Annotated in this window: 26 protein-coding genes; 21 read left to right on the top strand and 5 right to left on the bottom strand. The window is 69.8% G+C overall.

The window, feature by feature from the left end:
• Positions 1 to 113 precede the first annotated feature (113 nt).
• The 7 genes from ACFRAQ_RS33995 to ACFRAQ_RS33965 all read left to right on the top strand — a co-directional run bounded on the left by ACFRAQ_RS33995 (position 114) and on the right by ACFRAQ_RS33965 (position 7706).
• The gene (locus ACFRAQ_RS33995) at positions 114 to 1106 is read left to right on the top strand and encodes a helix-turn-helix transcriptional regulator (RefSeq protein WP_379107223.1); all 993 of its coding nucleotides are present in this window, start codon (positions 114 to 116) and stop codon (positions 1104 to 1106) included.
• Positions 1103 to 2134 carry a 2-dehydropantoate 2-reductase gene (locus ACFRAQ_RS33990; RefSeq protein ID WP_379107086.1) on the top strand — a complete coding sequence of 344 codons (1032 nt, stop codon included), beginning with the start codon at positions 1103 to 1105 and terminating at the stop codon, positions 2132 to 2134. Before ACFRAQ_RS33995 ends, ACFRAQ_RS33990 begins: the two co-directional genes overlap by 4 nt.
• A 64-nt stretch (positions 2135 to 2198) precedes the next feature.
• On the top strand, positions 2199 to 2471 hold the full coding sequence (tatA, locus tag ACFRAQ_RS33985) for a Sec-independent protein translocase subunit TatA (RefSeq protein ID WP_357085454.1): 273 nt from the start codon (positions 2199 to 2201) through the stop codon (positions 2469 to 2471).
• Between the two features lie 122 nt (positions 2472 to 2593).
• Complete coding sequence (gene tatC, locus ACFRAQ_RS33980; RefSeq protein ID WP_379107221.1) at positions 2594 to 3568, top strand: twin-arginine translocase subunit TatC; 975 nt, start codon at positions 2594 to 2596, stop codon at positions 3566 to 3568.
• A 3-nt stretch (positions 3569 to 3571) separates the two neighbouring features.
• Positions 3572 to 6265, top strand: a complete 2694-nt coding sequence (locus ACFRAQ_RS33975) for a DEAD/DEAH box helicase (RefSeq protein WP_379107083.1) — start codon at positions 3572 to 3574, stop codon at positions 6263 to 6265.
• Positions 6266 to 6377: 112 nt separating this feature from the next.
• Positions 6378 to 7106 carry a DUF4333 domain-containing protein gene (locus tag ACFRAQ_RS33970; protein WP_379107081.1) on the top strand — a complete coding sequence of 243 codons (729 nt, stop codon included), beginning with the start codon at positions 6378 to 6380 and terminating at the stop codon, positions 7104 to 7106.
• 138 nt (positions 7107 to 7244) lie between these two features.
• The gene (locus tag ACFRAQ_RS33965) at positions 7245 to 7706 is read left to right on the top strand and encodes a hypothetical protein (protein WP_379107078.1); all 462 of its coding nucleotides are present in this window, start codon (positions 7245 to 7247) and stop codon (positions 7704 to 7706) included.
• A gap of 39 nt (positions 7707 to 7745) precedes the next feature.
• Here ACFRAQ_RS33965 and ACFRAQ_RS33960 read toward each other — a convergent pair whose 3' ends face one another.
• Complete coding sequence (locus ACFRAQ_RS33960; protein WP_379107076.1) at positions 7746 to 8738, bottom strand: 5'-3' exonuclease H3TH domain-containing protein; 993 nt, start codon at positions 8736 to 8738, stop codon at positions 7746 to 7748.
• A 498-nt stretch (positions 8739 to 9236) separates the two neighbouring features.
• On the opposite strand from ACFRAQ_RS33960, the gene ACFRAQ_RS33955 reads away from it, so the two are divergent.
• Positions 9237 to 10364: a M24 family metallopeptidase gene (locus ACFRAQ_RS33955; RefSeq protein ID WP_379107073.1), complete on the top strand. Its 1128-nt coding sequence runs from the start codon at positions 9237 to 9239 to the stop codon at positions 10362 to 10364.
• Positions 10365 to 10484: 120 nt separating this feature from the next.
• Here the strand turns inward: ACFRAQ_RS33955 and ACFRAQ_RS33950 are convergent, their stop codons facing one another.
• Complete coding sequence (locus ACFRAQ_RS33950; RefSeq protein ID WP_379107071.1) at positions 10485 to 10913, bottom strand: PPOX class F420-dependent oxidoreductase; 429 nt, start codon at positions 10911 to 10913, stop codon at positions 10485 to 10487.
• 67 nt (positions 10914 to 10980) lie between these two features.
• On the opposite strand from ACFRAQ_RS33950, the gene ACFRAQ_RS33945 reads away from it, so the two are divergent.
• Positions 10981 to 11742 carry an SDR family NAD(P)-dependent oxidoreductase gene (locus ACFRAQ_RS33945; protein WP_379107068.1) on the top strand — a complete coding sequence of 254 codons (762 nt, stop codon included), beginning with the start codon at positions 10981 to 10983 and terminating at the stop codon, positions 11740 to 11742.
• Positions 11739 to 12983 carry a precorrin-6y C5,15-methyltransferase (decarboxylating) subunit CbiE gene (cbiE, locus tag ACFRAQ_RS33940; protein WP_379107066.1) on the top strand — a complete coding sequence of 415 codons (1245 nt, stop codon included), beginning with the start codon at positions 11739 to 11741 and terminating at the stop codon, positions 12981 to 12983. Before ACFRAQ_RS33945 ends, cbiE begins: the two co-directional genes overlap by 4 nt.
• Positions 12984 to 13214: 231 nt before the next feature.
• Here cbiE and ACFRAQ_RS33935 read toward each other — a convergent pair whose 3' ends face one another.
• Entirely contained in the window at positions 13215 to 13751 is a 537-nt protein-coding gene (locus ACFRAQ_RS33935; protein ID WP_379107063.1) for a hypothetical protein, read from the bottom strand.
• A gap of 438 nt (positions 13752 to 14189) precedes the next feature.
• On the opposite strand from ACFRAQ_RS33935, the gene ACFRAQ_RS33930 reads away from it, so the two are divergent.
• The 7 genes from ACFRAQ_RS33930 to ACFRAQ_RS33900 all read left to right on the top strand — a co-directional run bounded on the left by ACFRAQ_RS33930 (position 14190) and on the right by ACFRAQ_RS33900 (position 19159).
• Positions 14190 to 14672: a nitroreductase family deazaflavin-dependent oxidoreductase gene (locus tag ACFRAQ_RS33930; RefSeq protein WP_379107061.1), complete on the top strand. Its 483-nt coding sequence runs from the start codon at positions 14190 to 14192 to the stop codon at positions 14670 to 14672.
• Positions 14673 to 14774: 102 nt separating this feature from the next.
• Positions 14775 to 15659 carry an alpha/beta fold hydrolase gene (locus ACFRAQ_RS33925; protein WP_379107059.1) on the top strand — a complete coding sequence of 295 codons (885 nt, stop codon included), beginning with the start codon at positions 14775 to 14777 and terminating at the stop codon, positions 15657 to 15659.
• 131 nt (positions 15660 to 15790) lie between these two features.
• Entirely contained in the window at positions 15791 to 16537 is a 747-nt protein-coding gene (locus tag ACFRAQ_RS33920) for a pirin family protein (protein WP_379107057.1), read from the top strand.
• A 115-nt stretch (positions 16538 to 16652) separates the two neighbouring features.
• Positions 16653 to 16856, top strand: coding sequence for a cold-shock protein (locus tag ACFRAQ_RS33915; protein ID WP_357085479.1), 204 nt, complete (start codon positions 16653 to 16655; stop codon positions 16854 to 16856).
• Between the two features lie 46 nt (positions 16857 to 16902).
• Positions 16903 to 17136 (top strand): (4Fe-4S)-binding protein, encoded by a 234-nt coding sequence (locus ACFRAQ_RS33910; protein ID WP_379107054.1) that lies wholly within the window; start codon positions 16903 to 16905, stop codon positions 17134 to 17136.
• A 159-nt stretch (positions 17137 to 17295) separates the two neighbouring features.
• Entirely contained in the window at positions 17296 to 18057 is a 762-nt protein-coding gene (locus ACFRAQ_RS33905; protein WP_379107052.1) for a sigma 54 modulation/S30EA ribosomal C-terminal domain-containing protein, read from the top strand.
• A gap of 142 nt (positions 18058 to 18199) precedes the next feature.
• Positions 18200 to 19159, top strand: coding sequence for an acyl-ACP desaturase (locus ACFRAQ_RS33900; protein WP_379107050.1), 960 nt, complete (start codon positions 18200 to 18202; stop codon positions 19157 to 19159).
• A gap of 18 nt (positions 19160 to 19177) precedes the next feature.
• Here the strand turns inward: ACFRAQ_RS33900 and hsaA are convergent, their stop codons facing one another.
• Complete coding sequence (gene hsaA, locus ACFRAQ_RS33895; RefSeq protein WP_379107048.1) at positions 19178 to 20341, bottom strand: 3-hydroxy-9,10-secoandrosta-1,3,5(10)-triene-9,17-dione monooxygenase oxygenase subunit; 1164 nt, start codon at positions 20339 to 20341, stop codon at positions 19178 to 19180.
• Between the two features lie 205 nt (positions 20342 to 20546).
• On the opposite strand from hsaA, the gene ACFRAQ_RS33890 reads away from it, so the two are divergent.
• The 4 genes from ACFRAQ_RS33890 (at position 20547) to ACFRAQ_RS33875 (ending at position 24791) form a co-directional block, all read left to right on the top strand.
• Entirely contained in the window at positions 20547 to 21764 is a 1218-nt protein-coding gene (locus tag ACFRAQ_RS33890; protein WP_379107046.1) for a Rieske 2Fe-2S domain-containing protein, read from the top strand.
• A 66-nt stretch (positions 21765 to 21830) separates the two neighbouring features.
• Complete coding sequence (locus ACFRAQ_RS33885; protein ID WP_379107044.1) at positions 21831 to 22778, top strand: universal stress protein; 948 nt, start codon at positions 21831 to 21833, stop codon at positions 22776 to 22778.
• 77 nt (positions 22779 to 22855) lie between these two features.
• Positions 22856 to 23854, top strand: a complete 999-nt coding sequence (locus tag ACFRAQ_RS33880) for an Acg family FMN-binding oxidoreductase (RefSeq protein ID WP_379107042.1) — start codon at positions 22856 to 22858, stop codon at positions 23852 to 23854.
• A 37-nt stretch (positions 23855 to 23891) separates the two neighbouring features.
• A complete protein-coding gene (locus ACFRAQ_RS33875) occupies positions 23892 to 24791 on the top strand; it encodes a universal stress protein (protein ID WP_379107040.1) in 900 nt (299 codons plus the stop codon).
• A gap of 66 nt (positions 24792 to 24857) precedes the next feature.
• Here the strand turns inward: ACFRAQ_RS33875 and ACFRAQ_RS33870 are convergent, their stop codons facing one another.
• On the bottom strand, positions 24858 to 26585 hold the full coding sequence (locus ACFRAQ_RS33870; RefSeq protein ID WP_379107037.1) for a GAF domain-containing sensor histidine kinase: 1728 nt from the start codon (positions 26583 to 26585) through the stop codon (positions 24858 to 24860).
• Positions 26586 to 26697 lie beyond the last annotated feature (112 nt).

Genomic DNA, 26697 nt, shown 5'->3' with positions numbered 1-26697 from the left:
CGTCGCGGAAACGCCGGGGAGACAGCGTGATCGACAATGCCCGCAAGGGTGACGGAGCCCGGGCGTCGGAGGGCGCGAAGGACCGGCGGGGCAGCGCGGCGGCGAGTAGCCGCCTGTCGACCCGGCTGGCCCGGCTGCTCAATATGATTCCGTACTTCCAGGCCAACCCGGGCATCGGCGCGGCGGAGGCGGCGGCCGAACTCGGCGTCACCACCAAGCAGCTGATGACCGACCTGAACCAGCTGTGGATGTGCGGCCTGCCCGGCTACGGGCCCGGTGACCTGATCGACCTGTCGTTCTCCGAGGAGAGCATCGAGGTCACCTTCAGCGCCGGCATCGATCGCCCGCTGCGGCTGACCTCCCTGGAGGCGACCGCGCTGCTGGTGGCCCTGCGCTCGATCGCGGATCTGCCCGGCATGGTGGATCCGAGCGCCGCGCACTCGGCCACGGCGAAGATCGAATCGGCCATCTCCGGACGGGAATTCGCGGGTCCTGCGCTGCCCGCGCCGGTGGAAGCGCCCGCGGTGGCGACCGTCCGGTCCGCCGTCGAGCACGACCACGCGCTGCGCCTGGTCTACTACTCGGCCAGTCGCGATGTGGTGTCCGAACGCGTCGTGGACCCGATCCGAATCGTGCTGGTGGACAACAACAGCTACCTGCAGGCGTGGTGCCGGCAAGCCGAGGGCGTGCGCCTGTTCCGCCTCGACCGGATCGAGGAGGCCACCGAACTCGACGAGCCCGCGCGCCCGCCCGCCGAGGCCGCCCTCGACGAGTCCGCGGCGCTGGACCTGTTCGTCGACGATCCCGCGGTCCCGCTGGCGCGCTTGCTGATTCGCCCCGATTACGCGTGGGTGCTCGAGCAGTACCCGATGCACAAGGTCACCACCCACCCCGACGGCAGCCTCGAGGCCACCATGCGCTTCGCCACCCTGGACTGGATGGCGCGGCTGCTGCTCGGCTTCGGCGCGGGCGTCACCGTGCTCGGCCCCGCCGAACTGGTGACCGCGGTGCGGGATCGGTCCGGTTCGGCGCTGGCCGCCTACGCCGGACTCGACGACACCGGGCTCGGGGATCTCGCCGGGCTCGAGGAGGTCGGTCCCGCTTGAGTTTCCGGGTGACGGTGCTCGGCGCGGGCAGCATCGGGTGTTATGTGGGCGGGCGGCTGGCCGCGGCGGGCGCGGAGGTGACCTTCGTGGGCCGTCCGCGCATCCTCGACGAGCTGAACGCGTACGGCCTGCGGCTCACCGACCTCGACGGCAAGAACGTCACCGTCGAGCCGACCGCGTTCCGGACGGCCACCGAGCCCACCGATGAGGCTGATCTGGTGCTGATCACCGTCAAGTCCGCGGGCACCGCGACCGCCGCCGCCGAGCTGGCCGGGGTGCTCGCGCCCGGCACCGTGGTGCTCAGCCTGCAGAACGGCATCGGCAACGACGCGGTGATCCGTGAGATCCTGCCCACCTGCGTGGTGCTGCCCGGCATGGTGATGTTCAACGTGGTCCACCGTGACGAGGGCCGCTTCCACCGCGGCACCGCGGGCACCGTCGACATCGCCGACGATGCGGTGCTGAACCGGTTCACCGGCGTCTTCGCCCGGTCGGGTCTGGGCTTCAAACGTCATGCCGACCTGCTGTCCATCCAATGGGCCAAGCTGCTGCTCAACCTGAACAACCCGATCAACGCGCTGTCGGGCCGCCCGCTGCGCGAGGAGCTCGGGTCCCGCGATTACCGGCGCTGCCTGGCCCTGGCCCAGCGCGAGGCGCTGGCCGCCATGGCGGCCGCGCGGATCCGCCCGGCCCGGCTCACCCCGTTGCCGCCGGAGCTGATGGCGCGTCTGCTGACCGCGCCCGACGGCGTCTTCCGTCGAGTTGCCGGACGTGTGCTGGCCATCGATCCGGTGGCCCGCTCGTCCATGGCCGACGACCTGGCCGCCGGGCGCGCCACCGAAATCCCTTGGCTGTGCGGAGAAATCGTCAGCCTCGGTGCCATGGTAGGAATACCCACGCCGGTGAACCAGAAGCTGATAGAACTCGTGACAGCCGCGGAGAACGGCGACCGGCGCACCTGGTCGGGAGCGGAATTGCTGGCACAACTCGAGGGCGCCGTGCGTGACGACGCGGCGAACGAGGGTTGACAACGAGGTTCGCGGTATGCGGGTCCGGTAGCATCGGACTCACCAAGTCTTTGGAGGTAATGGAATGACAGGCGCCATCAGCCCGTGGCACTTGCTGATCGTTGTGCTGATCTTCTTGCTGTTCTTCGGCTCGAAGCGCATGCCGGACGCGGCCCGCAGCCTGGGTCGCTCGATGCGCATCTTCAAGACCGAGGTCAGCCAGATGCAGAACGAGGGCAAGACGGGCGAGGCCGCTCCCGAGGCCCAGGCCCAGCCGGTGCAGCCGCCGGCGCAGCTGCCGCCCGCCCAGCCGGTGCAGCAGCCCGCGGCACAGCCGAACGACCAGCAGAAGGCCTGAATCGGCCATCATCCGGGATGAGCGTGGGCTCATCCCGGATGTGGTGTTGTCCGGGTCCGGGGGCGCACCCGCGCCCACGTCTTCTGTGGCCGTAAGGCGGAGGCAGTCACACTCACATGCGTATTCGCATCCCGTTCGATCCGCGGCGCAGCAAGCGCCGTACGAACCCCGACGGCACCATGTCCCTGGTGGAGCACCTCTCGGAGCTCCGCAAACGCCTGCTCATCGCGCTGGCGTGGGTGGCGATCGGCACCCTGTTCGGGTTCTTCTGGTACTCGCACACCCTGTTCGGGATCGAGAGCCTCGGTGAGATCCTGCGCGGCCCCTACTGTGCGCTCCCGGCCTCCTCGCGGGCCAATCTCAGCACCGACGGCGCCTGCCGATTGCTGGCGACCGCCCCGTTCGAGCAGTTCACGCTGCGCTTGAAGGTCGGCACCACCGCGGGTGTGGTGGTGGCCAGCCCGTTCTGGCTGTACCAGCTGTGGGCGTTCATCACCCCGGGCCTGTACGCGAAGGAACGCAAGTACGCGATCGCGTTCGTGGCGGCGGGCGCGTCGCTGTTCGTCGCGGGCGCGGTGCTGGCCTACTGGGTGGTCGCGCACGCGCTCAGCTTCCTGATGACCATCGGCAACAATGTCCAGATCACGGCGCTCTCGGGTGCGCAGTACTTCAGCTTCATCATCAAGCTGCTGGTGATCTTCGGCGTCAGCTTCGAAACGCCTTTGCTCATCGTGGGTTTGAACTTCCTCGGGGTGCTGACCTACGAACGGCTCACCAAGTGGCGGCGCGGGCTGATCTTCGGATTGTTCGTGTTCGCGGCCATCGTGACCCCGCAGGATCCGATCTCCATGCTGGCGCTGGCGTTCGCGCTGACCCTGCTGTTCGAGATCGCGGTGCAGGTCGCGCGGATCAACGACAAGCGCAAGGCCCGCAACGCGGCGGCCTGCGACAAGCTGGCCGACGACGAGGCCTCCCCGCTCGATACCGCGCCCGGCGGGGTGGACGCCGCGACCCCGGTGCCCGGCGCCGAGCCGGTGAGCGCCACACCGGTGGAGAAAACCACGGGAGTCGTGTCGGATTACTCCGATACCCTCTGACGCGTGACATCAAGGTCGCTTACTGGCGAACTGGCGGCATTCACCGCCGAACTGACATTCGAGCTCGATCCGTTCCAGCGGCAGTCGTGTGCGGCGCTCGAGGGCGGGCACAGTGTGCTCGTCTGCGCGCCCACCGGCGCCGGCAAGACGGTGGTCGGCGAGTTCGCGGTACACCTGGCCCTGGCCTCGGGCGGCAAATGCTTCTACACGACGCCCATCAAGGCGCTGTCGAACCAGAAGTTCGCCGACCTCACCGCCCGCTACGGGCGCGACGAGGTCGGTTTGCTGACCGGTGACCAGTCCATCAATCCGGACGCCTCGGTGGTGGTGATGACCACCGAGGTGCTGCGCAACATGCTCTACGCGGGATCGGATGCGCTGCGCGGACTTTCGTACGTCGTCATGGACGAGGTGCACTACCTGGCCGACCGCTTCCGCGGCGCGGTGTGGGAAGAGGTCATCCTGCACCTGCCGCCCGAGGTGCGCCTGGTCAGCCTGTCCGCCACGGTCTCCAACGCCGAGGAGTTCGGCGCGTGGATGGAGACGGTGCGCGGCGACACCGCGGTCATCGTCGACGAGACCCGGCCGGTGCCGCTGTGGCAGCACGTCATGGTCGGCAAGCGCATGTTCGATCTGTTCGATCCCAAGTCCAGCGACGCCAAGGTCGTCGTCGACCAGGATCTGCAGCGCTATATCAAGCACCGCGAATCCGTTGACCGGATGGACAATTGGGGCGTGCCCGGGCGCGGGCGCGGCGGGCCGCGGCGCTCGTTCCGGCCCATGCCGCGCCCCGAGGTGATCTCCCGGCTCGACGACGAGGGGCTGCTGCCCGCCATCACCTTCATCTTCAGCCGCGCGGGATGCGATGGGGCGCTGGCCCAGTGCGTGCGCTCGCGCCTGGACCTCTCCCGCGAGGACGACCGCGCGGTGATCGACGAGATCATCGAGAAGCACACCGGGGATCTGCCCAAGAGCGACCTCGAGGTGCTCGGCTACTGGGAGTGGCGCGAGGCGCTGCACCGCGGCTTCGCCGCGCACCACGCGGGCATGCTGCCCGCCTTCCGGCACACCGTCGAGGACCTGTTCGTGCGCGGACTGGTGCGCGCGGTATTCGCCACGGAGACACTGGCACTGGGCATCAACATGCCCGCGCGCACGGTGGTCCTGGAACGGCTCGTCAAGTTCAACGGCGAGAGCCACGCCGAACTGACGCCGGGGGAGTACACGCAGCTCACCGGACGCGCCGGGCGTCGCGGCATCGATGTCGAGGGTCACGCGGTGGTGCTGTGGCAGCCCGAGGTCGACACCAGCGCGGTCGCGGGTCTGGCCTCGACGCGGACCTATCCGCTGCGGTCGTCGTTCCGGCCGGGCTACAACATGTCGATCAATCTGGTCGATCGCATGGGCGCGGTGGAATCGCGTGCGCTGCTGGAGCGTTCCTTCGCCCAGTTCCAGGCGGACCGGTCGGTCGTGGGCCTGGTGCGGGGCATCGAACGCAACGAGGCCCAGCTGCGCAAGCTGCGCTCGCAGCTCGGTGACGAGAGCTTCTTCGAGTACATCCAGCTGCGCGAACGCATCCGGGACCGGGAACGGAACCTGGAACGGCAGGGCCGCACCGACCGGCGGCAGGCCGCGGTGTCGTCGCTGACCGCGCTGCGGCGCGGCGACGTGGTGGCGATTCCGTCGGGCCGCCGGCAGGGGCTGGCGGTGATCCTGGAACCCGACGCGACACCGGGGGATCCGCGTCCGCTGGTGCTCACCGAGGACAAGTGGGCCGGTCGCGTCTCGGCCGCCGACTTCCCGACCCCGGCCGAATCGCTGGGCCGGCTGCGGCTGCCCAAGCACGTGGACCACCGCACCGCGCGGGTCCGCCGCGATCTGGCCTCGGCGCTGCGCAGCACCGGCATCACCATGCCGCGCCGCCCCCGCACCGCCGGCAAGTCCAAGGCCGCCGACGACCGCGACCTGCAGACCCTGCGGCGCGCCCTGCGCAACCACCCGGCACACTCGCGGCCGGATCGAGAGCAGTTGGCGCGCATCGGGGAACGCTACAACCGCCTCGAACGCGAGACCGAGCATCTACGCCAGCAGGTGGCGGCCACCACCAACTCCCTGGCGCGCACCTTCGACCGCATCCTCGGGCTGCTCCAGGAACGCGGCTACGTCGAGAACGGCGAGGTCACCCAGGACGGGCGGCGGCTGGCCCGGATCTACGCCGAGGCGGATCTGGTTGTCGCGGAAAGCCTTCGGCAGGGGCTGTGGCGCGGGCTCGGCCCGGCCGAACTGGCCGCGGTGGTGTCGATCCTGGTGTACGAGTCCCGGCAGGAGGGCGGCTACCTGGGGGCGTCCGGGCCCACCGCGCCCATCCGGCGGGCCGTGGACGCCACCATCGGGGTGTGGTCGCAGCTGCGCTCCGACGAGTCCCGGCACCGGGTGCAGCCCACCCGTGAACCCGACCTCGGTTTCGTCACGGGCGTCTACACCTGGGCGCGCGGCGACGACCTCGCCGACGCCCTGCTCGCCAGCGGTGATCGCGGAAACCCGCTCTCCGCGGGCGATTTCGTGCGCTGGTGCCGTCAGGTCATCGACCTGCTCGACCAGATTCACAACACCGCCGACGACGTCGAGGTGGCGGCCACGGCCAGCAAGGCGGTGCGCGCCATCCGCCGGGGTGTCGTAGCCGTGGACGCGGCGTAGTAGATACGACTGTGCTTTGATTCTTGGATGTACCGACCGCAGCGGGAGCATGCGCGTGTTCCCGCTCGGGGGGCTAGCGTGAGTACAACGGATTGCTATTGGAGGCAAGCAGATGAGCGGCCCGTACGGACCGAATGACGCCCCGGCGGGGGGCAACAACGATCCGACCCTGCAGTGGAGCGGACAGCAGCCCGCGCCCGGCGCCGGGCCGACTCAGCAGTGGGGCGGTCAGCAGCCCGCCCAGCCGACCGCGCAGTGGGGCGATCCGTCGCAGCAGCAGCCCGGCCAGCAGCCGTGGGGCCAGTCCCAGCCGCAGCAGCCCGCCCAGCCCTGGGGGCAGTCGCAGCCGCAGCAGCCGGCCCAGCAGTGGGGGCAGAGCCAGCCGCAGTGGCAGCAGCAGCCGCAGGGCGATCAGCAGTGGGGGCAGTCGCAGCCCCAGTGGCCGCAGCAGGGTCAGCCGGGCCAGCAGGACTGGAACCAGCAGGCCGGGCAGCAGTGGCCGCAGCCCGGCCAGCAGGCGCCCGCGGGCAAGAAGAAGACCGGTGTGATCGTCGGCGTGGTGGTCGCGATCGTCGTGGTGCTGGCCGCGGTCGGCGGCGGTCTGGCCTGGCTGCTGAGCAAGGACCAGCTCGACAACAGCGCCGTGCAGTCCGGGGTGCAGAAGGTCCTCAAGGACACCTACGGCATCGACGACGTGCAGGACGTGAAGTGCCCGTCGGGGCAGAAGGTCGAGGTCGACAAGACCTTCGACTGCACGCTCAAGGTGGGTGGCGAGAGCAAGAAGGTCACCATCAAGATCACCAAGGACGACGGCACCTACGAGGTCGGCCGCCCGAACTGATTTTCGAGGCAAAGGTGTTGGGCCCGGGCGCGATTGGGAATCGCGGCCGGACCCTTCTGTTTGCCAGGGGTTGTCTGGATGCTCGTTGCGAGTAAGGTGGGCCGAAATTCTTTCGGTTGATCGTGATCGGGGGGCGATGTGAATTCGTTCGTTCGGGCCATCGGACTGGCCGGCACCACACTGGCGGTCGCCGCCGCGGCACTTGTCACCACCTCCTGCGCGGGGCAGGCGTCGTCGGCCGGACCCGCGCCGTCGTCGGTCGTCGCGTCCTTCGCCGCGTCGCGGATGGAAGCTCCCGTGGTGAACGACTGTGTCGCGAACAAAGCCGTGGAGAAACCCGCGAGCATGCTGCTGGCCTGCGGTGACGGCGGGCTCAGCGTCCGCGACATCACCTGGAGCAGTTGGGGTCCCGACACCGCCGAGGGCGACGGCACCGAATACCGGCGGGTGTGCGAGCCCAGTTGCGCGGCCGGGCGCACGGCCAGCGGCGCGACCCACGTGACGCTGCGCAAGGTGCAGGACGGCTACTTCACCGAAGCCGCCATCACCGACCTCGACGGCAAGCCCGAAACGTGGCCTGTAGGCCCGATCCGCCGCTGACAGCGGTCGGCTCGCAGTCGACGCGACGGGCGCGTTCGGTCAGGACGCGGAGCGCTTGGCCATGGCGGTGAGCAGGCGTTTGACCGGGCTCTCCGCGTTGTAGGCGGCGGCCAGCGCGGCCAGTCGTTCCGGGTCGGCCGGGGTGCGGGGCAGCAGGTCGGGGCCGGAGTATTCGACGGTGGCGTCGCGGACGACTCGCACCACCGGGGCCGCGGCCTTCAGATAGTCGTCGGCGGCAACGAGTTTCGCGCGCACGCCCTTGGCGAGATCGGAGTCCGGGTCGGCGGCCGCCTCGCGCAGCGCCTCCACCGAGCCGAACTTGGTGATCAGCTGGGCGGCGGACTTGTCACCGATTCCGGCCACACCCGGCAGGCCGTCGGAGGCATCGCCGCGCAGGGTCGCCATATCGGCGTACGCGGGGCCCGCGATGTCCTCGGGCACACCGTATTTGGCCGACACCTCGGCCGGACCCCACAGCTCGGCCTTCGCCAGCCCGCGCCCGACGTAGAAAACCCGCACCGGTGGCGCCGGTGTATCGCGGACCAGTTGCAGCAGATCGCGATCGCCGCTCACGACGATCACCTCGTCGGCGCCCTCCCGGGTGGCCAGCGTCCCGATGACGTCATCGGCCTCGAGACCCGCCGCGCCCGCGGTCGTGATGCCCGCCGCCTCGAGCAGCTCCATGATCATGTCGACCTGCGGGGTCAGGGTGTCGGGAACCTCCTCCGCGATCACGCCCGCGACCGGCTCGCCCGCGACCGGCTCGCCCGCGACCACGGCCACCCGGTGCGCCTTGTACGACGGCAGCAGGTCCACCCGGAACCGCGGGCGCCAATCCAGGTCCAGGCACACCACCAGCCGGCTCGGCGCGTGCTGCTTGACCAGCGCGGCGATCATGTCGGTGAACCCGCGCAGCGCGTTCACCGGCCGCCCGTCGGGCGCGGTGATCTTCTCCGGGATCGCGTAGAACGCCCGGAACCACAGACTGGCCCCATCGAGCAGCAACAGCGGACCGGCGGCAGGGTTGCTCATAGCGCACGACCCTACCGTTCGCGTCCGACAGCGCGGCCGATGACGGCACGGGGAGTCGGACCCTCGGATTCGCGCCCGGGCCCATCGAATTCGACGCGCTGACCGTGGCTGCGGCGGGGCGAGACGGCTCGGCGCTCGGATCTGCGGGACGGAACGCTCTACCGGTGGCCAGGTGCGGATCGACCGTTTACAGGGGCTTTGGCATCGAGCGGCTGTGTCGTTCCACCGAGCATCTGCGTCGTTCCACCGAGGCCCGCGGCAGTGGCAGGACGTCGTGGGGCCCGCGGCCGGCGTGCTCAGGGCGCGGACCGGTAGCGGGGCGGCGGCGTGCGCGGGATACCACGGTGCGATGCGCGCACCACGGGAGGCGTTCGTGGATCGAAAGGTGCTCGGCGGCAGGGTGGTCGGGTGATGCGGTGGTGGGGGTACCCGGTGGTGGGGGTGCGAAGTTCGGTGGTGGCTGGAGGGTGGCGGGGTGGGGGAGTAGCGTCGGATGGCATGAGCTCTCATGACGAGTCACGGTTCGCGGCGGAGGTCTATGGGGCGCGGTTGGAGCGCGCCGCGCGATTGGCCAGGGATGCGCATCTGGACGCGCTGCTCATCACTCCCGGGCCTGACCTGCGGTTTCTCATGGGGTCGCGGGCGCAGTCGTTCGAGCGGCTGACCTGCCTGGTGATCCCGGCCAGCGGGGAGACGCCCTCGGTGGTGATCCCGAAGCTGGAGCTGGCCTCGCTGAAGGGGTCGGCGGCCGGGGAGCTGGGGTTGCAGATCGTGGACTGGGTCGACGGGGTCGATCCGTACCGCATCGTCAAGAGCGTGCTCAATGCCGGTGCGCGCGTGGCGGTCACCGATGTGATGCCCGCCCTGCACCTGCTGCCCATCGCCGATCAGTTTGGCTCGCTACCGGTTTCGGCCACCCCACTGCTGCGCGAGCTGCGAATGCGCAAGGACCCCAGCGAGACCGAGGCCCTGCGGCGCGCGGGCGCGGCCATCGACCGGGTGCACGCCCGCATGGGTGAGTTCCTGCGCCCCGGCCGCACCGAGGCCGAGGTGGGCGCGGATATCGCCGCCGCCATCGTCGAGGAGGGCCACACCGAGGCCGACTTCGTCATCGTCGGCAGCGGCCCGCACGGCGCGGACCCGCACCACATGGTGTCCGACCGTGTGATCGAGCCCGGTGACGTGGTGGTCATCGATATCGGCGGCCCGGTCGAGCCCGGCTACTTCTCCGACTCCACCCGCACCTACATCCTCGGCGAGCCGAGTGAGGAGGTGGCGGCCCAGTTCGCGGAACTGGAACGCGCCCAGGCCGCCGCGGTGGCGGCCGTCCGCCCGGGCGTCACCGCCGCATCCATCGACGCCGCCGCCCGCGACGTGCTGGCCGCGGCCGAGCTGGCCGACTACTTCGTGCACCGCACCGGCCACGGCATCGGCCTGTCGGTGCACGAGGAGCCCTACATCGTGGCGGGCAACGACCTGGTCCTGCAGGAGGGCATGGCGTTCAGCATCGAGCCGGGCATCTACTTCCCCGGCCAGTGGGGCGCTCGCATCGAGGACATCGTCATCGTCACCGCGGACGGCTGCGAGTCGATGAACAAGCGTCCCCACGGGCTGACCCAGCTGTAAAGCGCCACGTCGGCAACGTGATTCCCCTGCGCACCGATCGCGGCATGCCGATTCGGTGCGCGTCGGGGATCTACGCTCGCTGCTGGTAACGGCAACCCGACCTCGGCTGGGTCGCTGGGATCAGTGGTCCAGGGCGGGAGCACCCGGCTTGAAGACGCTGCTGGCGAGGACGCGCCGGACTTCGATGGCGATGACGACGCGAGTGGGGTTCTCGCGGGGCTGGCGGTAGCGGCCGGCATAGCGGTCGACGGCGTCGGCCACCGCGGCCGGGTCGTCGAGCACGGTGGCCGGTCCCTCGAGGGTGATCCAGCGCGGCCCGTCGACCTGGCTCACCGCCGCGTACCCGGAGCGGCGCACATTGTTGACCTTCACCGAGCCGTCATTGGTGATGATGCGGGCGATCCCGGCCTCCGGATCCCAGGTGAATCCGACGGCGACGACGTGCGGGGTGCCGTCGGCGCGCAGCGTGGACAGGGTGGCCAGGTGACGCTCGGTGACGAAGTCGGCGGCGGCGGGGGACAGTTCGGGGCGTGCGGCGGTGCTGGTCATGATTCGACGCTAGCAATCCGCCGTCGGGCGCACCGGGCGGCGGTGCCCGGGTGGCACACTGTGGGCCATGGGTTTCGGATCGCGGGACGTCGACAAGGGCGTCGTACTGGTGCTGGGCGGGCGCAGTGAGATCGGGCTGGAAGTGGCGCGCCGGCTGTCGCCGGGCCGGGAGGTCATTCTCGCGGCGCGCGGCGCCGACCGGTTACAGGCGCAGACCAAGGAGCTGCTGATCGCGGAGGCGGCGGCGGTGCATTGCGTCGAGTTCGACGCCGACGACATGGCCTCGCACCAGCCGCTGCTGGAGAAGATCATCGCCGAGCACGGGCGCATCGGTGTCGCGGTGGTGGCCTTCGGAATCCTCGGGGATCAGGCACTGGCCGAGCAGGACCCCGAACACGCGGTCGCGATCGTGCAGACCGATTTCGTGGCGCAGGTCAGCGTGCTGACCAGTCTGGCGAACCTGCTGCGCGAGCAGGGTGACGGGCAGATCGTGGTCTTCAGCTCCATCGCCGGCGTGCGGGTGCGGCGCGCCAATTACGTGTACGGATCGGCCAAGGCGGGCCTGGACGGCTTCGCCGGCGGCCTGCAGATGGCCCTCGAGGGCAGCGGTGTGCACCTGCTGATGGTGCGGTCCGGCTTCGTCATCGGCCGCATGACCGCGGGCATGAAGCCCGCCATCATGTCGAGCACCCCGGACCAGGTGGCCGACGCGGTGGTGGCGAGCCTGTACCGGCGCGCCCGCACTGTCGATGTGCCGCGCCGCATTCGGCTGCTGTTCATCGCCATGCGCTTCACGCCCTACGCGGTGTGGCGGCGGGCCCGCCGATGACCGAGCTTCCCGCGCCGTCGGTCCCGATCGCCGTGATCGGGATCGGGGCCGACGGCTGGGACGGTCTGGGCGGTCCGGCGCGGCGCGAGATCGCCGCCTGCGACGTCCTGCTCGGCTCCACACGGCAATTGGCGCTGATCCCGGAGGGCGAGACGGGCGCGGAGCGGGTGGCGTGGCCCTCGCCGCTGGTGCCCGCCCTCCCGGGACTGCTCCGCGAGTACGCCGACCGCAAGCTGGGTGTCCTCGCCAGCGGCGACCCGATGTTCTTCGGCATCGGCGTGACCCTGACGAAACTGGTTGGCGCCCAAGCGCTGCGCGTGCTGCCGCAGCCGTCGTCGGTGTCGCTGGCGTGCGCCCGTCTGGGCTGGGCGCTGGATGCGACACCGGTCGTCAGCGCGGTCGGCCGGCGCGTGGAGACCGTGCTCCCGGAATTGTCCTCCGGCCGCCGGATTCTCGTCCTGAGCTCCGACGAGCACACTCCGGCCGCGGTAGCGGAGCTGCTGGCACGCAATGGATTCGGCGAATCGGCTCTCACGGTCCTGGAACAGCTCGGCGGCCCCGCCGAACGCCTGGTGACCGGTACCGCCGCGCGCTGGGATCACCCCCTCGGTGATGCGTTGAACATCATCGCGATCGACTGCGTGGCCGATCCGTCGGCACTGCGGCTGACCCGTGTGCCCGGCCTCCCCGACGAGGTCTACGACGGCGACGGCCAGCTCACCAAGTCGGAGGTGCGGGCCCTCACCCTGTCGGCGCTGGCTCCCGCGCCCGGCGAACTGCTGTGGGATGTCGGCGGCGGATCCGGGACCATCGCGATCGAATGGTGCCGCACCCACCCGTCCTGCCGGGCGGTCACGTTCGAACGAGTCGAGAGCCGCCGCAAGCAGATCGCCGCCAACGCGGCCACCCTCGGCGTCCCCGGCATCGATGTCCACGGCCCGGCCCCCGACGCCTTCGCCGATCTCCCGGCCCCCGACGCGATCTTCGTCGGTGGCGGCCTGACGCAGGACGGAATGTTCGACGCCTGCTGGTCGCGCCTGCGTCCCGGTGGGCGTCTGGTCGCGAGCGCCGTCACCGCCGAATCCGACAGCCTGCTGCTGCGCCTGGCCGACGAGCACGGAGGCACCCTGCGCCGCTTCCAGATCTACCGCGCCGAACCCCTCGGCGGCTTCACCGCCTGGCGCCCCCAACTCCCGGTCACCCACTGGGTGGCGACGAAACCGGCCGCGCCGCAAGGCTAGCCACGCGGAGGGGTCGTCCGTGGTGCGGCGGACATGGGCGCCGCGCTGCCGGCGATGTCGCGAACCGCAGTTGGGCGCGCGGTGTGCCATGCCGCGAGATCGGCGCGACGTGAGGCTTGTCTGCCGTAGCGGAGGCGGGCGGTGTGGGACCCGCGAATACCCACGCCGCCAGATTGGGCGCGGCGCAGGGTGGTCGCGACGAGACGTCGGGTGCGGCGTCGGCCGGCGCGGTCAGCCGACCGGCGGAAGCGCGAGCGGGCCGGGTTCGAAGACGGTGACCAGGACGACGATATTGCCGTAGGGGGCGGAGCCGTTGGCGAGGCGGTGGGCGGCCTTGGCCAGTGAGGTGCGCCAGCCGTACTTGGCGTCGATCGCCGCTTCTACCTGGGTTAGCAGGTCGCCCTGGGCGACCAGGTTGGCGTGGCCCATGAGCTGACGGCTGCCGACGGCCGGGTTGCCGCGCCAGTCCCCGGGCTGGACCAGGACGCGGGGGTCGAGGGCGAGTTGCTCGGCTTCGGCGGCGAACGACGAGACGCGGAAGGCGAGACCGTTGTCGCCGAAGGGAATCACCAGGCGCGGGGCGGTGACCAGTTGGCGGTGTCCGAGCGTCCGGGTGACCAGTGCGGTCTTGGCCTTCTCCCACACCGTCGACGGCCGCGCCGCCGCGGCCTGGGCCGGTATGGTCGGGGCCGGTGTGGCTGCCACGGCCACCGTGGGTCGCGCGAACGGGGTGCGGCCGACCGCCGCGTCGATGGTCATATCGGTCATCGCCTTCGATCCTTCCGTGCCGATTCCTCTGCCGGGGCTCGGTGTCGGGCGCGCGCGAGCCGGTGCGGTTCGGCACCAACACGGCGTTTGCCGTGTATTCGCTCATCAGGCGGCGACCCTCTCACTGTCGGTCGGTCCATCCGGTCCGCGCAAGAGCGACACACTGGGCCGCTCATTGAGTTTCGCCACTCGTCACCTTCGGGCCACCCTGCCCCAACGCATCTCGACGGCACTGAGCCCTCCCCTTCGATAGTCCCGGCGTTTCGCGGATCCGGCAACGACACTGGTCAGGCGCATGTGCGCCGGTAACGGAAAAGTCGCTCCAGGCGGCCTCAGTGGGACGCAGGCGCATTGGTGACGTGTCTCGAATCCTGTGGACGGAACAGAGCGGTCTGTGCGAGGCCGGGCTCACGGACCGGTGTCGTGTTTACTGGCGGTATGGCGCTCTTCGGTCGAATGGTCTCGGCCGGTTCGCGATTCGCGAATCGTCGCGGTATCTACCTGGGTCGTCGGTCCACGACGGTGCACGTGCGCGTCTATCGGTGGTCGCGCGGCCGGATCGGCGGGCGCGTGCCCGGCTGGCGGGGCGGCCGCATCCTGCTGCTGGATCACGTCGGCGCGCGCAGCGGCGTGCGCCGGACCTCCCCGCTGATGTACGTCGAGGCGGACGGCGTGCTGGCGGTCGCGGCGTCGAAGGCTGGGGAGCCGGAGCATCCCGCCTGGCTCCACAATCTGCTCGCGCACCCGGACACGGTCGTCGAGGTCGGCGGTGCGGTGCGGCCGGTGCACGCGCGCGTGGCGACCGCGGACGAACGGGAGCGGTGGTGGCCGCGGTTCGTGGCGGCGATGCCGGACTTCGCGTTCTATCAGGAGCGCGCGGCCGGACGGTTGATCCCGGTGGTGCTGCTCGAGCCGCAGTGACGGCGCCACGTCGGGCTGTCCGTTCGACCCGAATTGCCCTGCCCCCGTGTGGAACAACGTTGTTTGACCTGTTGGGGGCCGGTTTCGCCTAGGCTGGCACGCGTGAGTGCTGCCGTGTCGCGAACGATCGCTTTGCCGCACTGCCGGGTGAGTTACGCCGAGTACGGTGCGGGGGATGGGATACCGGTGCTGTACTGCCACGGCGTCCCCGGAACGCATGTCGAGGGTGAGGCTTTCGACGAAGCCGGAGCCGCCGCCGGGGTCCGCGTCATCGCGGTCGACCGCCCCGGCATGGCGGAATCGTCGCTACCGGCGGGGGAGCAGGTCGCCGACTGGGCGGCTACCGTGGCCGCCCTGGCGGACCGGCTGGGCCTGAGCCGTTTCGGCGTGATCGGCGTGAGCGGTGGCGGCCCCTTCGCCCTCGCCGTCGCGGCCCGCCTGCCCGATCGCGTCACCGGCGTGGCCCTCGTGTCCGCCCCCGCCCCGCCCGGCGAACAGCCCGCCGCCGCGGATCTCGACCCGGTGGCGCTCCGCCGGCGCAAGGGCTTGAACGTCCTGCGCCGCGTCCCGTTCCTGGTCCACCCCATGGCCCTCGAGATGTCGGTGGTCATCCGCCGCCGCAATGGCGTCGCGGGCCTGGTCTCACAGATGGCCCCCGTCGACCGCGACCGCGTCGAAGCCGACCCGGAGCTCTCCGCCAAACTCGACACCAACCTCCGCCGCAGCTTCGAACAGGGCAGCCGCGGTTTCGCCGCCGACATCCGCCTGGTCTTCACCCGCGACTGGGGCTTCGACCTGACCGAGGTGACCGCCCCCGTCCAGGTCTGGCACGGCGAAGCCGACGGCAATGTCCCCGCCGCCGACGCCACCAGCCTGGCCGCGGCCCTCCCACGGGCCCGCCTGCACCTCGTGCCCGATGCCGGTCACCTGCTGTTCGTCGAACGATCCGCCGACATCCTGGCCTCACTGCGAGCCGATCCGGCCTGAGCGGCCACACCCGCGCCGGGCCACGCCGCCGATCACCGTCTCGGTGCGGTGTGAGGCGTGGCTCGGCCGGGAATGCCCGGCCGCCCGCCCGGCTTACAGAGGCGGGAGGGATCGGCTGGTGGAGGCGAGCGATGGCGGTGCGTGAATCGGAGGTCCGGGTGGTCCCGGCCGCGGATCGGTGGCGGTGGCGCAGCGAGTGGCTCGACTCCCGGCAGTCGTTTCCCGCGACCGGAAATTTCGATCTGGCGGCGAACGCGCACGGCCTGCTCATGATCCACAACGAGGACATCGTCGATCCCGGTGAGGGGTTCGACACCCATCAGCACCGGGATATGGAGATCGTGACCTGGGTGCTGGAAGGCACTGTCGTGCACCAGGATTCGGCGGGCAATTCCGGTGTGATCCATCCCGGTATGGCGCAGCGGATGAGCGCGGGCGCCGGAATCATGCATTCGGAACGCAATGGCGCGGGCTATCGGGAGCGGGAGCGGCTGCATGTCGTGCAGATGTGGGTGCCGCCCGACGAGCCCGGGCTGACCCCCGGCTATCAGGAATTGGATATCGCCGACCGGTTGACCGGTAACAGTCTGGTCACCGTCGCGTCCGGGATGCGCCGGGACCGCGATCGGACGGCCATCGCGATCGGCAACAGTGGAGCCGCCTTCCATGTGGCGAGGCTCGACCCCGGCCACGCCATCCAGGTCCCCGACGCGCCGTACGGCCATGTCTTCGTGGCCCGCGGATCGGTGGATTTCGAGGGCTCCGGCGGGCTGTCGCAGGGCGATGCGGTGCGCATATCCGCAGGTGGCGGGCACATTGTGACCGCACTCGAGCCTGCCGAGGTGCTGATCTGGGAGATGCATACCGCACTGGCCTGAGTGTGTGCTCAGGCACGATTGTTAGAGATTATTTCCGAAAGGTGGCATTCTTTAAGGCTGAGAACGGGTTGTCGAACTGATCGCCCGGCTCGCTACAGAAAGAACGCATTCAGTAATGACGCAAGGCACTGTGAAGTGGTTTAACGGCGAAAAGGGATTCGGCTTCATCGCCCAGGACGGTGGCGGCGCCGATGTCTTCGTCCACTACTCCGCGATTACCGGCTCCGGGTTCAAGTCGCTCGATGAGGGTCAGCGCGTCGAGTTCGAAATCGGCGAAGGCCAGAAGGGCCCGCAGGCCCAGCAGGTCCGCGCCATCTAAGTCGTCGACCACGAGGAAGCCCGCGCATCACCGCGCGGGCTTTTTTGTGCCCGCGTACTCCGCCCCCAGCGTCACCATCACCTGGGAGCCGGGCCGCTGCCGCCACGCCCAGGAGTGCGTCCACGGCCTCCCCTCGGTCTTCGACCGCGACCGCCGCCCCTGGATCGACCCGTCCGCGGCCTCGGTCGACGACATCGTCGAAGTGATCGATCGCTGCCCGAGCTACGCCCTCGGCTACCGCACCGACGACGGCCGCACCCGCACCGCCCCGCCGGAGTAGCTCGACCCGATCCACGCAAGCTCCCTGGCCGACGCCGTGAAGGCCATGCGGAAAGTCCGCGTATCGGTGACCTTCGGCCCTTCTCGGCGCTGTGCGCGGACCGGCACTCTCGGCATGAACGTGATGTGTCCGGTGTGCCGAGAACGTGGAGGTGGTGCGATGCTGCGGGCGTCCGAGGCGTGGACCTCGATGGCGTTTCCGGACGTGGTCGTCGTCGCCCGAGGCCGGGTGCCGGTGCTCGAAGGCGAGCGGTACGCCGGGGCGGTGGGCCGGCAGTTGCGGCGGATGCGGGCGGAAGACGGTGCGCGGCTGCGGATCACCGGGCCGAACTGCGATATCGGCCCCTATCTGGCCCAGGTGAACCTGTCGGTCGACGGAATCCCGGTGCGGGTTCAGACGCTGACCCATGGCGCGGGAGACGCCCTGCCGGTGGTCGTGCGGCTGGAACGCCGGATTCTGGCTCTGCGCACGGCATGGCGGCCGCGCACCTGGCCCGACCCTGACCATCGACCGTTGGACGCGCCTGGACCGGGAGTCATCGCGCGCCGCAAATCCGCTTCGCTGCAGACCCTCTCGCCGTCGCACGCGGCCATGATGATGGACCGGATGGACTACGACGCCCACGTGTTCACCGACATCGAGACCGGCGAGGACGCCGTCGTCTACCGGGCTGGTCCCTCGGGGCTCCGGCTCACGCGTCAACGCAGTGTCCATCCGCCGCGGGTGGACGGCGATGTGGCCAGGCCGTTCGTCGTGAACCCCCGACCGGCCCCCACGCTCACCGAAATCGCTGCGGTGCAGCGGGTTTGCGAGAGCGGATGGCCGTTCCTGTTCTTCGTCGATCCGGCCACCGGTCGTGGGCGGCTGCTGTACCGCCGCTACGACGGCGATCTGGGTCTCGTCACCGCTGACGGCGGGTAATCGCGAGCCCGAAGGCTCACAGTTCGCTTCCCCTATCGGTTGTCACCCCGATGCGTGTCTGCCGCGCAGGCGCATGCGGGGTAGGCGGCCATGTTTCACCCTCTCCCATTCCTGTTTCCGGAAATGAAAGGCGGACAATCCCTTGGCGCGAGATCTGACTCAGCTGGAGATCCTGACCGAACTCGAATCCGATGCCGCGGCGGCGCTGAACCGGCATCTGTCGATGGCCAAGGACTGGCATCCGCACGACTACATCCCGTGGGACGAAGGCCGGAACTTCGCGTCACTGGGCGGAACCGATTGGGAGCCTGAGCAATCGCAGCTGTCCGAGGTGGCGAAGGCGGCGCTGATCACCAATCTGCTCACCGAGGACAATCTGCCTTCGTATCACCGGGAAATCGCGGAGAACTTCTCGCGGGACGGCGCCTGGGGCTCGTGGGTCGGGCGATGGACCGCCGAGGAAGCCCGGCACAGCATCGTGCTGCGTGACTATCTCGTCGTGACTCGTGGCGCCGATCCGGTCGCGCTCGAGAACGACCGGATGGCGCACATGACGAACGGCTTCGCCCCGCCCGTCGATCAGCTCACCGCGCAGGGGCAGGCGGGATTCCTGTATTCGGTTGCGTACGTGTCGTTCCAGGAGTTGGCGACCCGGATCAGCCACCGCAATACCGCCGCGGTATGCGACGACCCGATCGCCGATCGGATGCTGCAGCGCGTCGCCCTGGACGAGAACCTGCACATGATCTTCTACCGCACCCTGTGCGGCGCCGCCCTGGATCTGGTTCCCGATCAGGCGATGGAGGCCATCGACCTGATCGTGGAGAACTTCCGGATGCCCGGCGCCGGGATGCCGAACTTCCGGCGGCACGGCGTGCTCATGGCCAAGCACGGGATCTACGATCTGCGCCAGCACCTCGAGGAAGTGCTGGAGCCGGTCATGCGGCAGTGGAACATCTTCGGCCGCGACGATTTCGGGCCGCGCGGCGAACAGGCCCGGGAACGCCTCGCGGGATTCCTCGAGAACCTCGCGAAGAACCAGATTCCGCGTTTCGAGGAACACCGCGACCGCGCACTCGCGCGGGAGGCGGCCCGGGTCTGACCGCGAAACGCCGCCGGGCTACACCATCGTGTCGCCCGGCGGCAGCCCGAAAGCGTGATTGCCGTACATGACGTAGACGCGCTCGGCGTCATTGGCCGCGTGGACCCGCCCGGCGTGCGCGTCACGCCAGAACCGCTGCAGCGCGGTGTCTTCGGCCAGCGCCGTCGCCCCCGCCGCTTCGAACAGCCGGTCGATGGACGCGATGGCCCGTCCGGTGGCCCGCACCTGGTCGCGACGGGCGGCCGCCCGCAGCGCGAACGGGATATCGCGGCCCGCGACGAGGTGCGCGTATTCCTCGGCCACGTGCCCGGACAGTTGCCGCCAGGCGGCGTCGATATCGCTGGCGGCCTCGGCGACGCGCACCTTGGCGAACGGATCGTCCTTGGCCTGTTCGCCGGCGAACGCCGCGCGCACGCGCGTGCCCTGATGCTCGACGTGCGCGGCGTAGGCGCCGTAGGCCATGCCGACGATGGGGGTGGAGATGGTGGTGGGATGGATGGTGCCCCAGGGCATCCGGTACACCGGGTCCGGATTGACCTCCAGGCCGGGCGATTTCAGCTCGCCCATGGTCCGGAAGCTCAGGAAGCGGTGTTCGGGGACGAAGACCCGCTCGACGACCACGGTATTGGATCCGGTGCCGCGCAGTCCGACCACATGCCAGACATCCTCGACGCGGTAGTCGTCGCGAGAGATGAGGAACGAGCCGAAGTCGACGGTCTTGCCGTTGTCGAGGACCGGGCCGCCGACGAACACCCAGTCGGCGTGGTCACAGCCGGACGACCACGCCCACGCCCCGGTCACCAGATAGCCGCCCGCGACCTTCGTGCCCGCGCCCAGGGGCGCGTAGGAGGACGCGACGCGGGCATCGGTGTTCTCGCCCCAGACATCCTGCTGCGCTTGCTGATCGAACAGCGCCAGATGCCAGTTGTGGATGCCGAGGATGCCGGCCACCCAGCCGGTGGAACCGCAGGCGCTCGCGATCGTGCGGACGGAGTCGTAGAAGATGACCGGGTCCGCCGCCAGACCGCCCCACCGGCGGGGCTGGAGCAGGGTGAAGAACCCGGTCTCCTGGAGATCCTTGATGGACTGGTCCGGGATCCGGCGCAGCCGCTCGGTTTCCTGGACTCGTTCGCGTAGTGCCGGAAGGACCGCTGCGACGCGGTCGATGATGTCCTGGGTCATCTCGCGGAATGCTCCTGACTGTCGGGCGGGCGGCTGTCCGACCGCCATTTGTAGAACACGTTCTCGTCAATATCGAGCACCGCTGCGGCAAGGGCTAGTGGAGCAAATGACCGAATAGTAGGGACTTTTGGCCATTGTCGCTGCGGTTGATCATGCCCGAAGCTGACGCTGTTCTGAAACATGTTCTAATTGCGAGGAGTGTGTGATGGTGGCGAACCCCCAGGGCTACGGAGGCAAGGTCCGCGACATCGACGTGGGCTCCGCGCCCAGCCGGTATGCCCGGGGATGGCACTGCCTCGGCCTCGCCGATTCCTTCCGTGACCCTCGACCGCATCCGGTCGAGGCGTTCGGGACCAAGCTCGTCGTCTGGGCCGACAGCACGGGCGAATTGCAGGTGCTCGACGCCTACTGCCGCCATCTCGGCGGAGACCTCGCGACGGGAAAGATCAAGGGCGACAACATCGCGTGCCCGTTCCACGACTGGAGTTGGGGCGGTGACGGCAAATGCAAGGACATCCCCTATGCGCGGCGGGTGCCGCCCTTGGCCCGGACGCGCTCGTGGCTCACCCTGGAACGCAACGGTCAGCTGTTCGTGTGGCACGACCATGAAGGCAATCCGCCCGCGCCGGGGGTGACGATCCCCTATGCCCCCGGCGCGTACATCGACGCCGCGGGCGGCAACCTCGACACCATGAATCCCGGGTGGACGCCATGGACCTGGCGCTCGATCCTCATCGAGGGCTCCCACTGCCGCGAGATCATCGACAACATCGTGGACATGGCGCACTTCTTCTACATCCACTACGCCTTCCCGACCTTCTTCAAGAACGTCTTCGAGGGCGAGATCGCCACGCAGTACCTGCAGACCAAGGGACGCCCGGATGTGGCGACCGGCGCCAAGTACGGCGGCGACACCCTGCTGACCTCGCAGGCGTCCTACTTCGGGCCGTCGTACATGATCAACACACTGCTCAACAACTACGGCGGGTTCGAAGTGAGCAGTGTCCTGGTCAACTGCCACTACCCGGTCGGTCAGGACGCGTTCGTCCTGCAGTACGGCATCACCCTCGAGAAGCCCCACGGTTTGTCCGATGACGCCGCCGACCGCCTGGCCGCCAAGATGACCGAGGGTATCGAGGCGGGCTTCCTGCAGGACGTGGAGATCTGGAAGCACAAGACCAAGATCGAGAATCCGCTGCTGTGCGACGAGGACGGCCCGATCTACCAGCTGCGCCGCTGGTACGAGCAGTTCTACACCGATGTCGCCGCCGTCGACCCGAGATCGCGGCAGCGTTTCGAATTCGAGGTCGACACCTCCCGGGCCAATGAGGTGTGGGAGGCCGAAGTGGCCGCGAACCTGCGCGAGGCCCGGGTGGCCGCCGGGTCCCCGGGCGGTGGGGGAGGACGTCCCGCCGGAGTGTGACGTTGTTCTCTGTGGCCGATCCGGTGCGGGCGGGATGCTCGGTGCACCGCCGATCCAGGAGACGCCATGGCAGACAACGCCCACCCCACAACGACTTTCGAACCCGCCGGTGACGACGACCTGGGAGTCGTGGTCGGCACCGATGGGTCCGAGATCTCGTATCAGGCGGTGGCCTGGGCCGCCGGCGAAGCGGATATGCGGGGGTGCCGGCTGCATATCGTCACGTCGTACGCGAACCCGATCGTGCCCGGGGCGATGGAGCTGGAACCCGGCGACCTGCGGGACCTGCGCGTCCAGGGGCAGCGGGTACTGGCAGACGCCGCGCGGATCGCCCGGCACACCGTGCCGGGCGAAAGCCTGCACATCAGCACCGAACTCATCTTCGACGACGTCACCACGGCCCTGCTCGAGCGTTCGCGCCGGGCACAAGTGCTGGTAGTCGGTAATCGGGGTCTCGGCGCGGTCCGGCGGGCGGTGCTGGGGTCGGTGAGCTCCGTGGTGGCGCGGCAGTCGCACTGCCCGGCGGCCATCGTGCACGGCGTTTCGGAAACCGAGCCGGAATCGGTGCCGAAGCCGGTGGTGGTCGGCGTCGACGGCTCGCCGAACAGTGAACCGGCCATCGAGTTCGGCTTCGCCGAGGCGTCGCGGCGCAAGGTCGATCTGATCGCGGTGCACGCGTGGAACGACACCACCGGCTTCGACGCGCCCGTGCTGGGCTGGGAGTCGATCCACCGGACCGAGGACGTGCTGCTGGGAGCGGCGCTGGCCGGGTACGCCGCGCGCTACCCGGAGGTGACCGTGCACCGAGTCCTCGCGTGGGACACGCCCGCGCGGGTATTGCTCCACCATGCCGAGTCGGCCCAGCTGGTGGTGGTCGGCAGCCACGGCCGCAGCGGGATCACAGGCATACTGCTGGGCTCGGTGAGCACCGCGCTGCTGCACACCGCGCCGTGCCCGGTCGTGGTGGTCCGTCAGCCCTCGCGAAACCAGGCCGAAGAACCCGCGGGACGGTGACTTTCGGCCGTCACCGGCGGCCCGCGATCGGGCCATGCTGAAGCCAACAGCACGCGAATTCCGAGGAAGGACAAGTGATGTCGAGACACCCCGATCCTGATACCGTCCGCGCCGCCCTGGCGCTGGCGGTGCGGGCGCCGTCGGTGCACAACACCCAGCCGTGGCTGTGGCGGGTCGGGGACACCACGGTGCACCTGTACGCCGACGACAGCCGGCGCCTGCCCTACACCGATCCCGACAGTCGTGAGCTCGTCGTGAGTTGTGGTGCGGCACTGCACCATCTGCGGGTCGCGTTGCGCGCGTTCGGCTGGGAGCCGGTTGTGCACCGGTTCCCGAACCCCGCGGAACCGCGGCACCTCGCGTCGGTGGAGTTGCGGCCGGGCTCCGTCGACGAGGCGGCGGTCCGGGCGGCCCGCGCGATCGCGCAGCGACGCAGCGACCGCCGCCGCTTCACCTCGTGGGAGGTGCCGTCGGCGCAGGTGTCGGCGATCGCCGCCGCTGGTGCGGAGGCATCCGGAGTCCAGGTCCGCGAAGTCGACGCGGACGGTGAGCACGCCCGCCTGCTGCGCGCCTTCGTCGACGCGGCGACCGCGCACCGCGGTGATCCGGCCTACAGCGCCGAACTGGCGCGGTGGAGTGGGCATCACGCCGACCCGCAAGGCGTTCCCGCGCGCAACGCGGTCGCGTCCTCGGACCCCACTGTGCGGCCGTTCGGCGACCCGCGCCTGCCCGAGGCGGTGGTTCGTGACACCGACGAGGAGGCCCGCATGCTGCTGGTGTGCACCGCCGCCGACGACCTGAACGCCTGGCTGGGCGCCGGCGAGGCGGCCGGCGCGGTGCTGCTCGAAGCCACGGTGCGCGGACTGGCCACCTGCGTGCTGAGTGAACCGCTCGAGATCACCGGAGTGCGGTCGAGGATCCGCCACGATCTGCTGGGTGATTTCGGGTATCCGCAACTGATCATTCGCATGGGCTGGGCGGCGACCAGCGCCGTTCCGGTACCGGCCACACCCCGGCTGCCGCTGCACGACGTGGTGCGGCCGCTCGAGCCCGCGATCTCGTCCGGCGAGAGCTGAGCACCCGCGACCGGACAAGGAAACAGGAGAGATCATCATGACCGATAACACTGTCCCGCAGGCGGATCCGAATCCCACGATCGTTGTCGCGGTGGACGGATCGGCCGTCTCGTACCAGGCCGTGGCGTGGGCGGCGCTCGACGCCGCGCGGCACGGTTGCCCGTTACGGATCGTCACCTCGATCTGTGCGCCGGTCGGGCCGTCGCCGACCGTGGCGCTCAGTGCCGAGGACATGGCGTGGCTGGAATCCGAAGGCGAGCGGGTAGTCGGCGAGGCGACCCGGATCGCGTCGGAGACGCTGCCCGGCGAAGGCGTTCCGATGTCGTCGGAGGTCACGACCGAGCCGATCATCACGCATCTGATCGCGCTCTCGCGGCACGCCCGCATGGTGGTGCTCGGCAGCCGCGGGCTCGGAGCGCTGCGGCGCGGACTGCTCGGCTCGGTCACCACCGCGGTGACCCACCACGCGCACTGCCCGGTCGCGGTGATCCATTCGACCGCGGCGGCGGACCCGATCTCGGCCCGCCAGCCGGTGCTGGTCGGCGTGGACGGAACCGCGAACAGTGTCGCCGCGCTCGAGCTCGCGTTCCAGGAGGCGTCGCTGCGCAAGACCGGCCTGACCGCCGTGCACGCCTGGAGCGATGTCAGCGGACCCTACATGCCGATGGCGGGCTGGGAGACACTCCAGGAGCAGGAGCACGCGACCTTCGCCGAGGAGATGGCCGGATACGCCGAGCGCTACCCCGATGTCCCGGTCCGGCGAATCCTGGTGAAGGACAGGCCGGTTCGGTCACTGGTGGACGAGGCCGAGCACGCGCAGCTGGTGGTCGTCGGCAGCCACGGCCGCGGCGGTTTCCTCGGCATGCTGCTGGGCTCCACCAGCAATGCTCTGCTGCATGCGGTGGACTGCCCGATCATCGTCGTGCGCGGCGAGTGATCCGGCCGGAGCGGACGCGCCGCCAACCCTGTGCGGGGTCGGCGGCGCACCCGCCGTCGTGTCCGGTCACGGCAACGGCACGGCCCAGCGCAGCAGCGTCCCCGCGCCGTCGGGGTTGCTGCCGAAGGAGAACGTGCCGCCCAGCTGTTCGGCACGGCGGGCCAGGTTCTGCAGACCGCTGGGGGTGATGTCGGCGGGAATACCGCGGCCGTCGTCGGCGATCAGCACGGTGAGATCGTCGGAGACGTCGATGGTCACCGCGACCGTCTCGGCGTGCGCGTGCCGGACCGCGTTGGAGACCGCCTCGCGCACAACGGCTTCGGCGTGATCGGCCAGTTCGGCCGCCACCACCGACAGCGGTCCGGAGATGCGCAACGAGGTGCGCAGTCCGGTGTCGGCGGTGTGCTTGCGGATGACGTCCTCGATCCGCTGCCGCAGCCGGGTGCTGCCCTCGGCGCCGCCGTGCAGGTCGAAGATGGAGGTGCGGATCTCCTGCACCACATCCTGGAGATCGTTGATGACGTCGGAGATCCGTTCCCGGATCTCGGCGGACCGGGCGCGGGCCACGGTGCCCTGCAGGCTCAGCCCGGCCGCGAACAGTCGCTGGATGACATGATCGTGCAGATCCCGGGCGATGCGGTCGCGATCGGTGAGCACGTCGAGTTCGCGCATCCGCTGCTGCGCTTCCGACAGCTGGATGGCCAGGGCGGCCTGACCGGTGAATGCCGCTGCCAGCCCCTGCAATTCGTCCGAGAACGGCGGCGCGCCGACCGGGCGGACCATGACCAGCACGCCGAAGGTCGAGTCCTGCGCGTTGAGCGGCAGGACCAGCGACGGGCCGGCGTCGAGTTCGGTGTCGAGGCCGATATCCTCGCCGACGTCCGGGCAGTGGGGCAGGCCCTGGCGGAACGCCCGCCCGACCGCGGTCCCCGACGTCCGGGCGAATCCGCTGTGGGTCTTGCCGTCCGGCCCGGAACAATGGCTGATCCGCAGCCCCGCCACCGCGTCGGGGTCGCTGTCGGGTTCGTCGTCGACCGCCAGAAACGCCCAGGCCGATTCGGTCAGGGTGCGCGCGTGCACGACGACGTGCGCGAGGACTTCCTCTGGATCGGTTCCGGCCAGGAATTCGGTGGCGATATCGCGCGTCGCCTCGATCCAGGCCTGCCGGCTGCGACTGGATTGGTACAACCGCGCGTTGTCGATGGCGGTGCCCGCGGCCGCGGCGAGCGCCTGCACGATCACCTCGTCGTCCTCGGTGAACGGTTGTCCGCCGGCCTTCTCGGTCAGATACAGATTGCCGAAGACCTCGTCGCGGATCCGGACCGGTACGCCGAGGAAGGTGCGCATCGCCGGGTGGTTGGCCGGAAAGCCCACCGACGACGGATGATCGGCGATGTTGTCCAGCCGGATCGTCTTGGGCTGGGTGATCAGCAGCCCGAGCACGCCGCGGCCCTCGGGCAGTTCGCCGATCTCGGCGCGGGTCGCCTCGTCGATGCCCTCGTAGATGAACTGCTCGAGCGGATCCTGTCCGTGCTGGTCCTGCCCGCGCACGCCCAGGGCCCCGTAGCGGGCGTCGACGAGGCTGATGGCGGTGTGCACGATGGTGCGCAGGGTTTGGTCGAGATCGAGCCCCGAGGTGACCGCGAGCATGGCCTCGACCAGACCGTCCATGCGGTCGCGGGCATCGATGATCAACTCGACGCGGTCCTTGACCTCCACCAGTAGTTCCCGCAGCCGGAGCTGGGAGAGGGTATCGCGCACCGAGTAGGAGCCGTCCGGGGGCTCAACGGTCATATCGTCTTCCTGTACGTGAGGGATCCGCGCACGATTTGTCCGTTACGGCCTGCCCCGATTCTAGGTCGGTGCCGATTCTAGTTCGGGGCGCCGCGTGTTCCGTGCATCGACG

The organism is Nocardia sp. NPDC056611, from assembly GCF_042792755.1.
Taxonomy (GTDB): Bacteria; Actinomycetota; Actinomycetes; order Mycobacteriales; family Mycobacteriaceae; genus Nocardia.
This window is presented reverse-complemented; position numbering and strand designations above follow the sequence as displayed.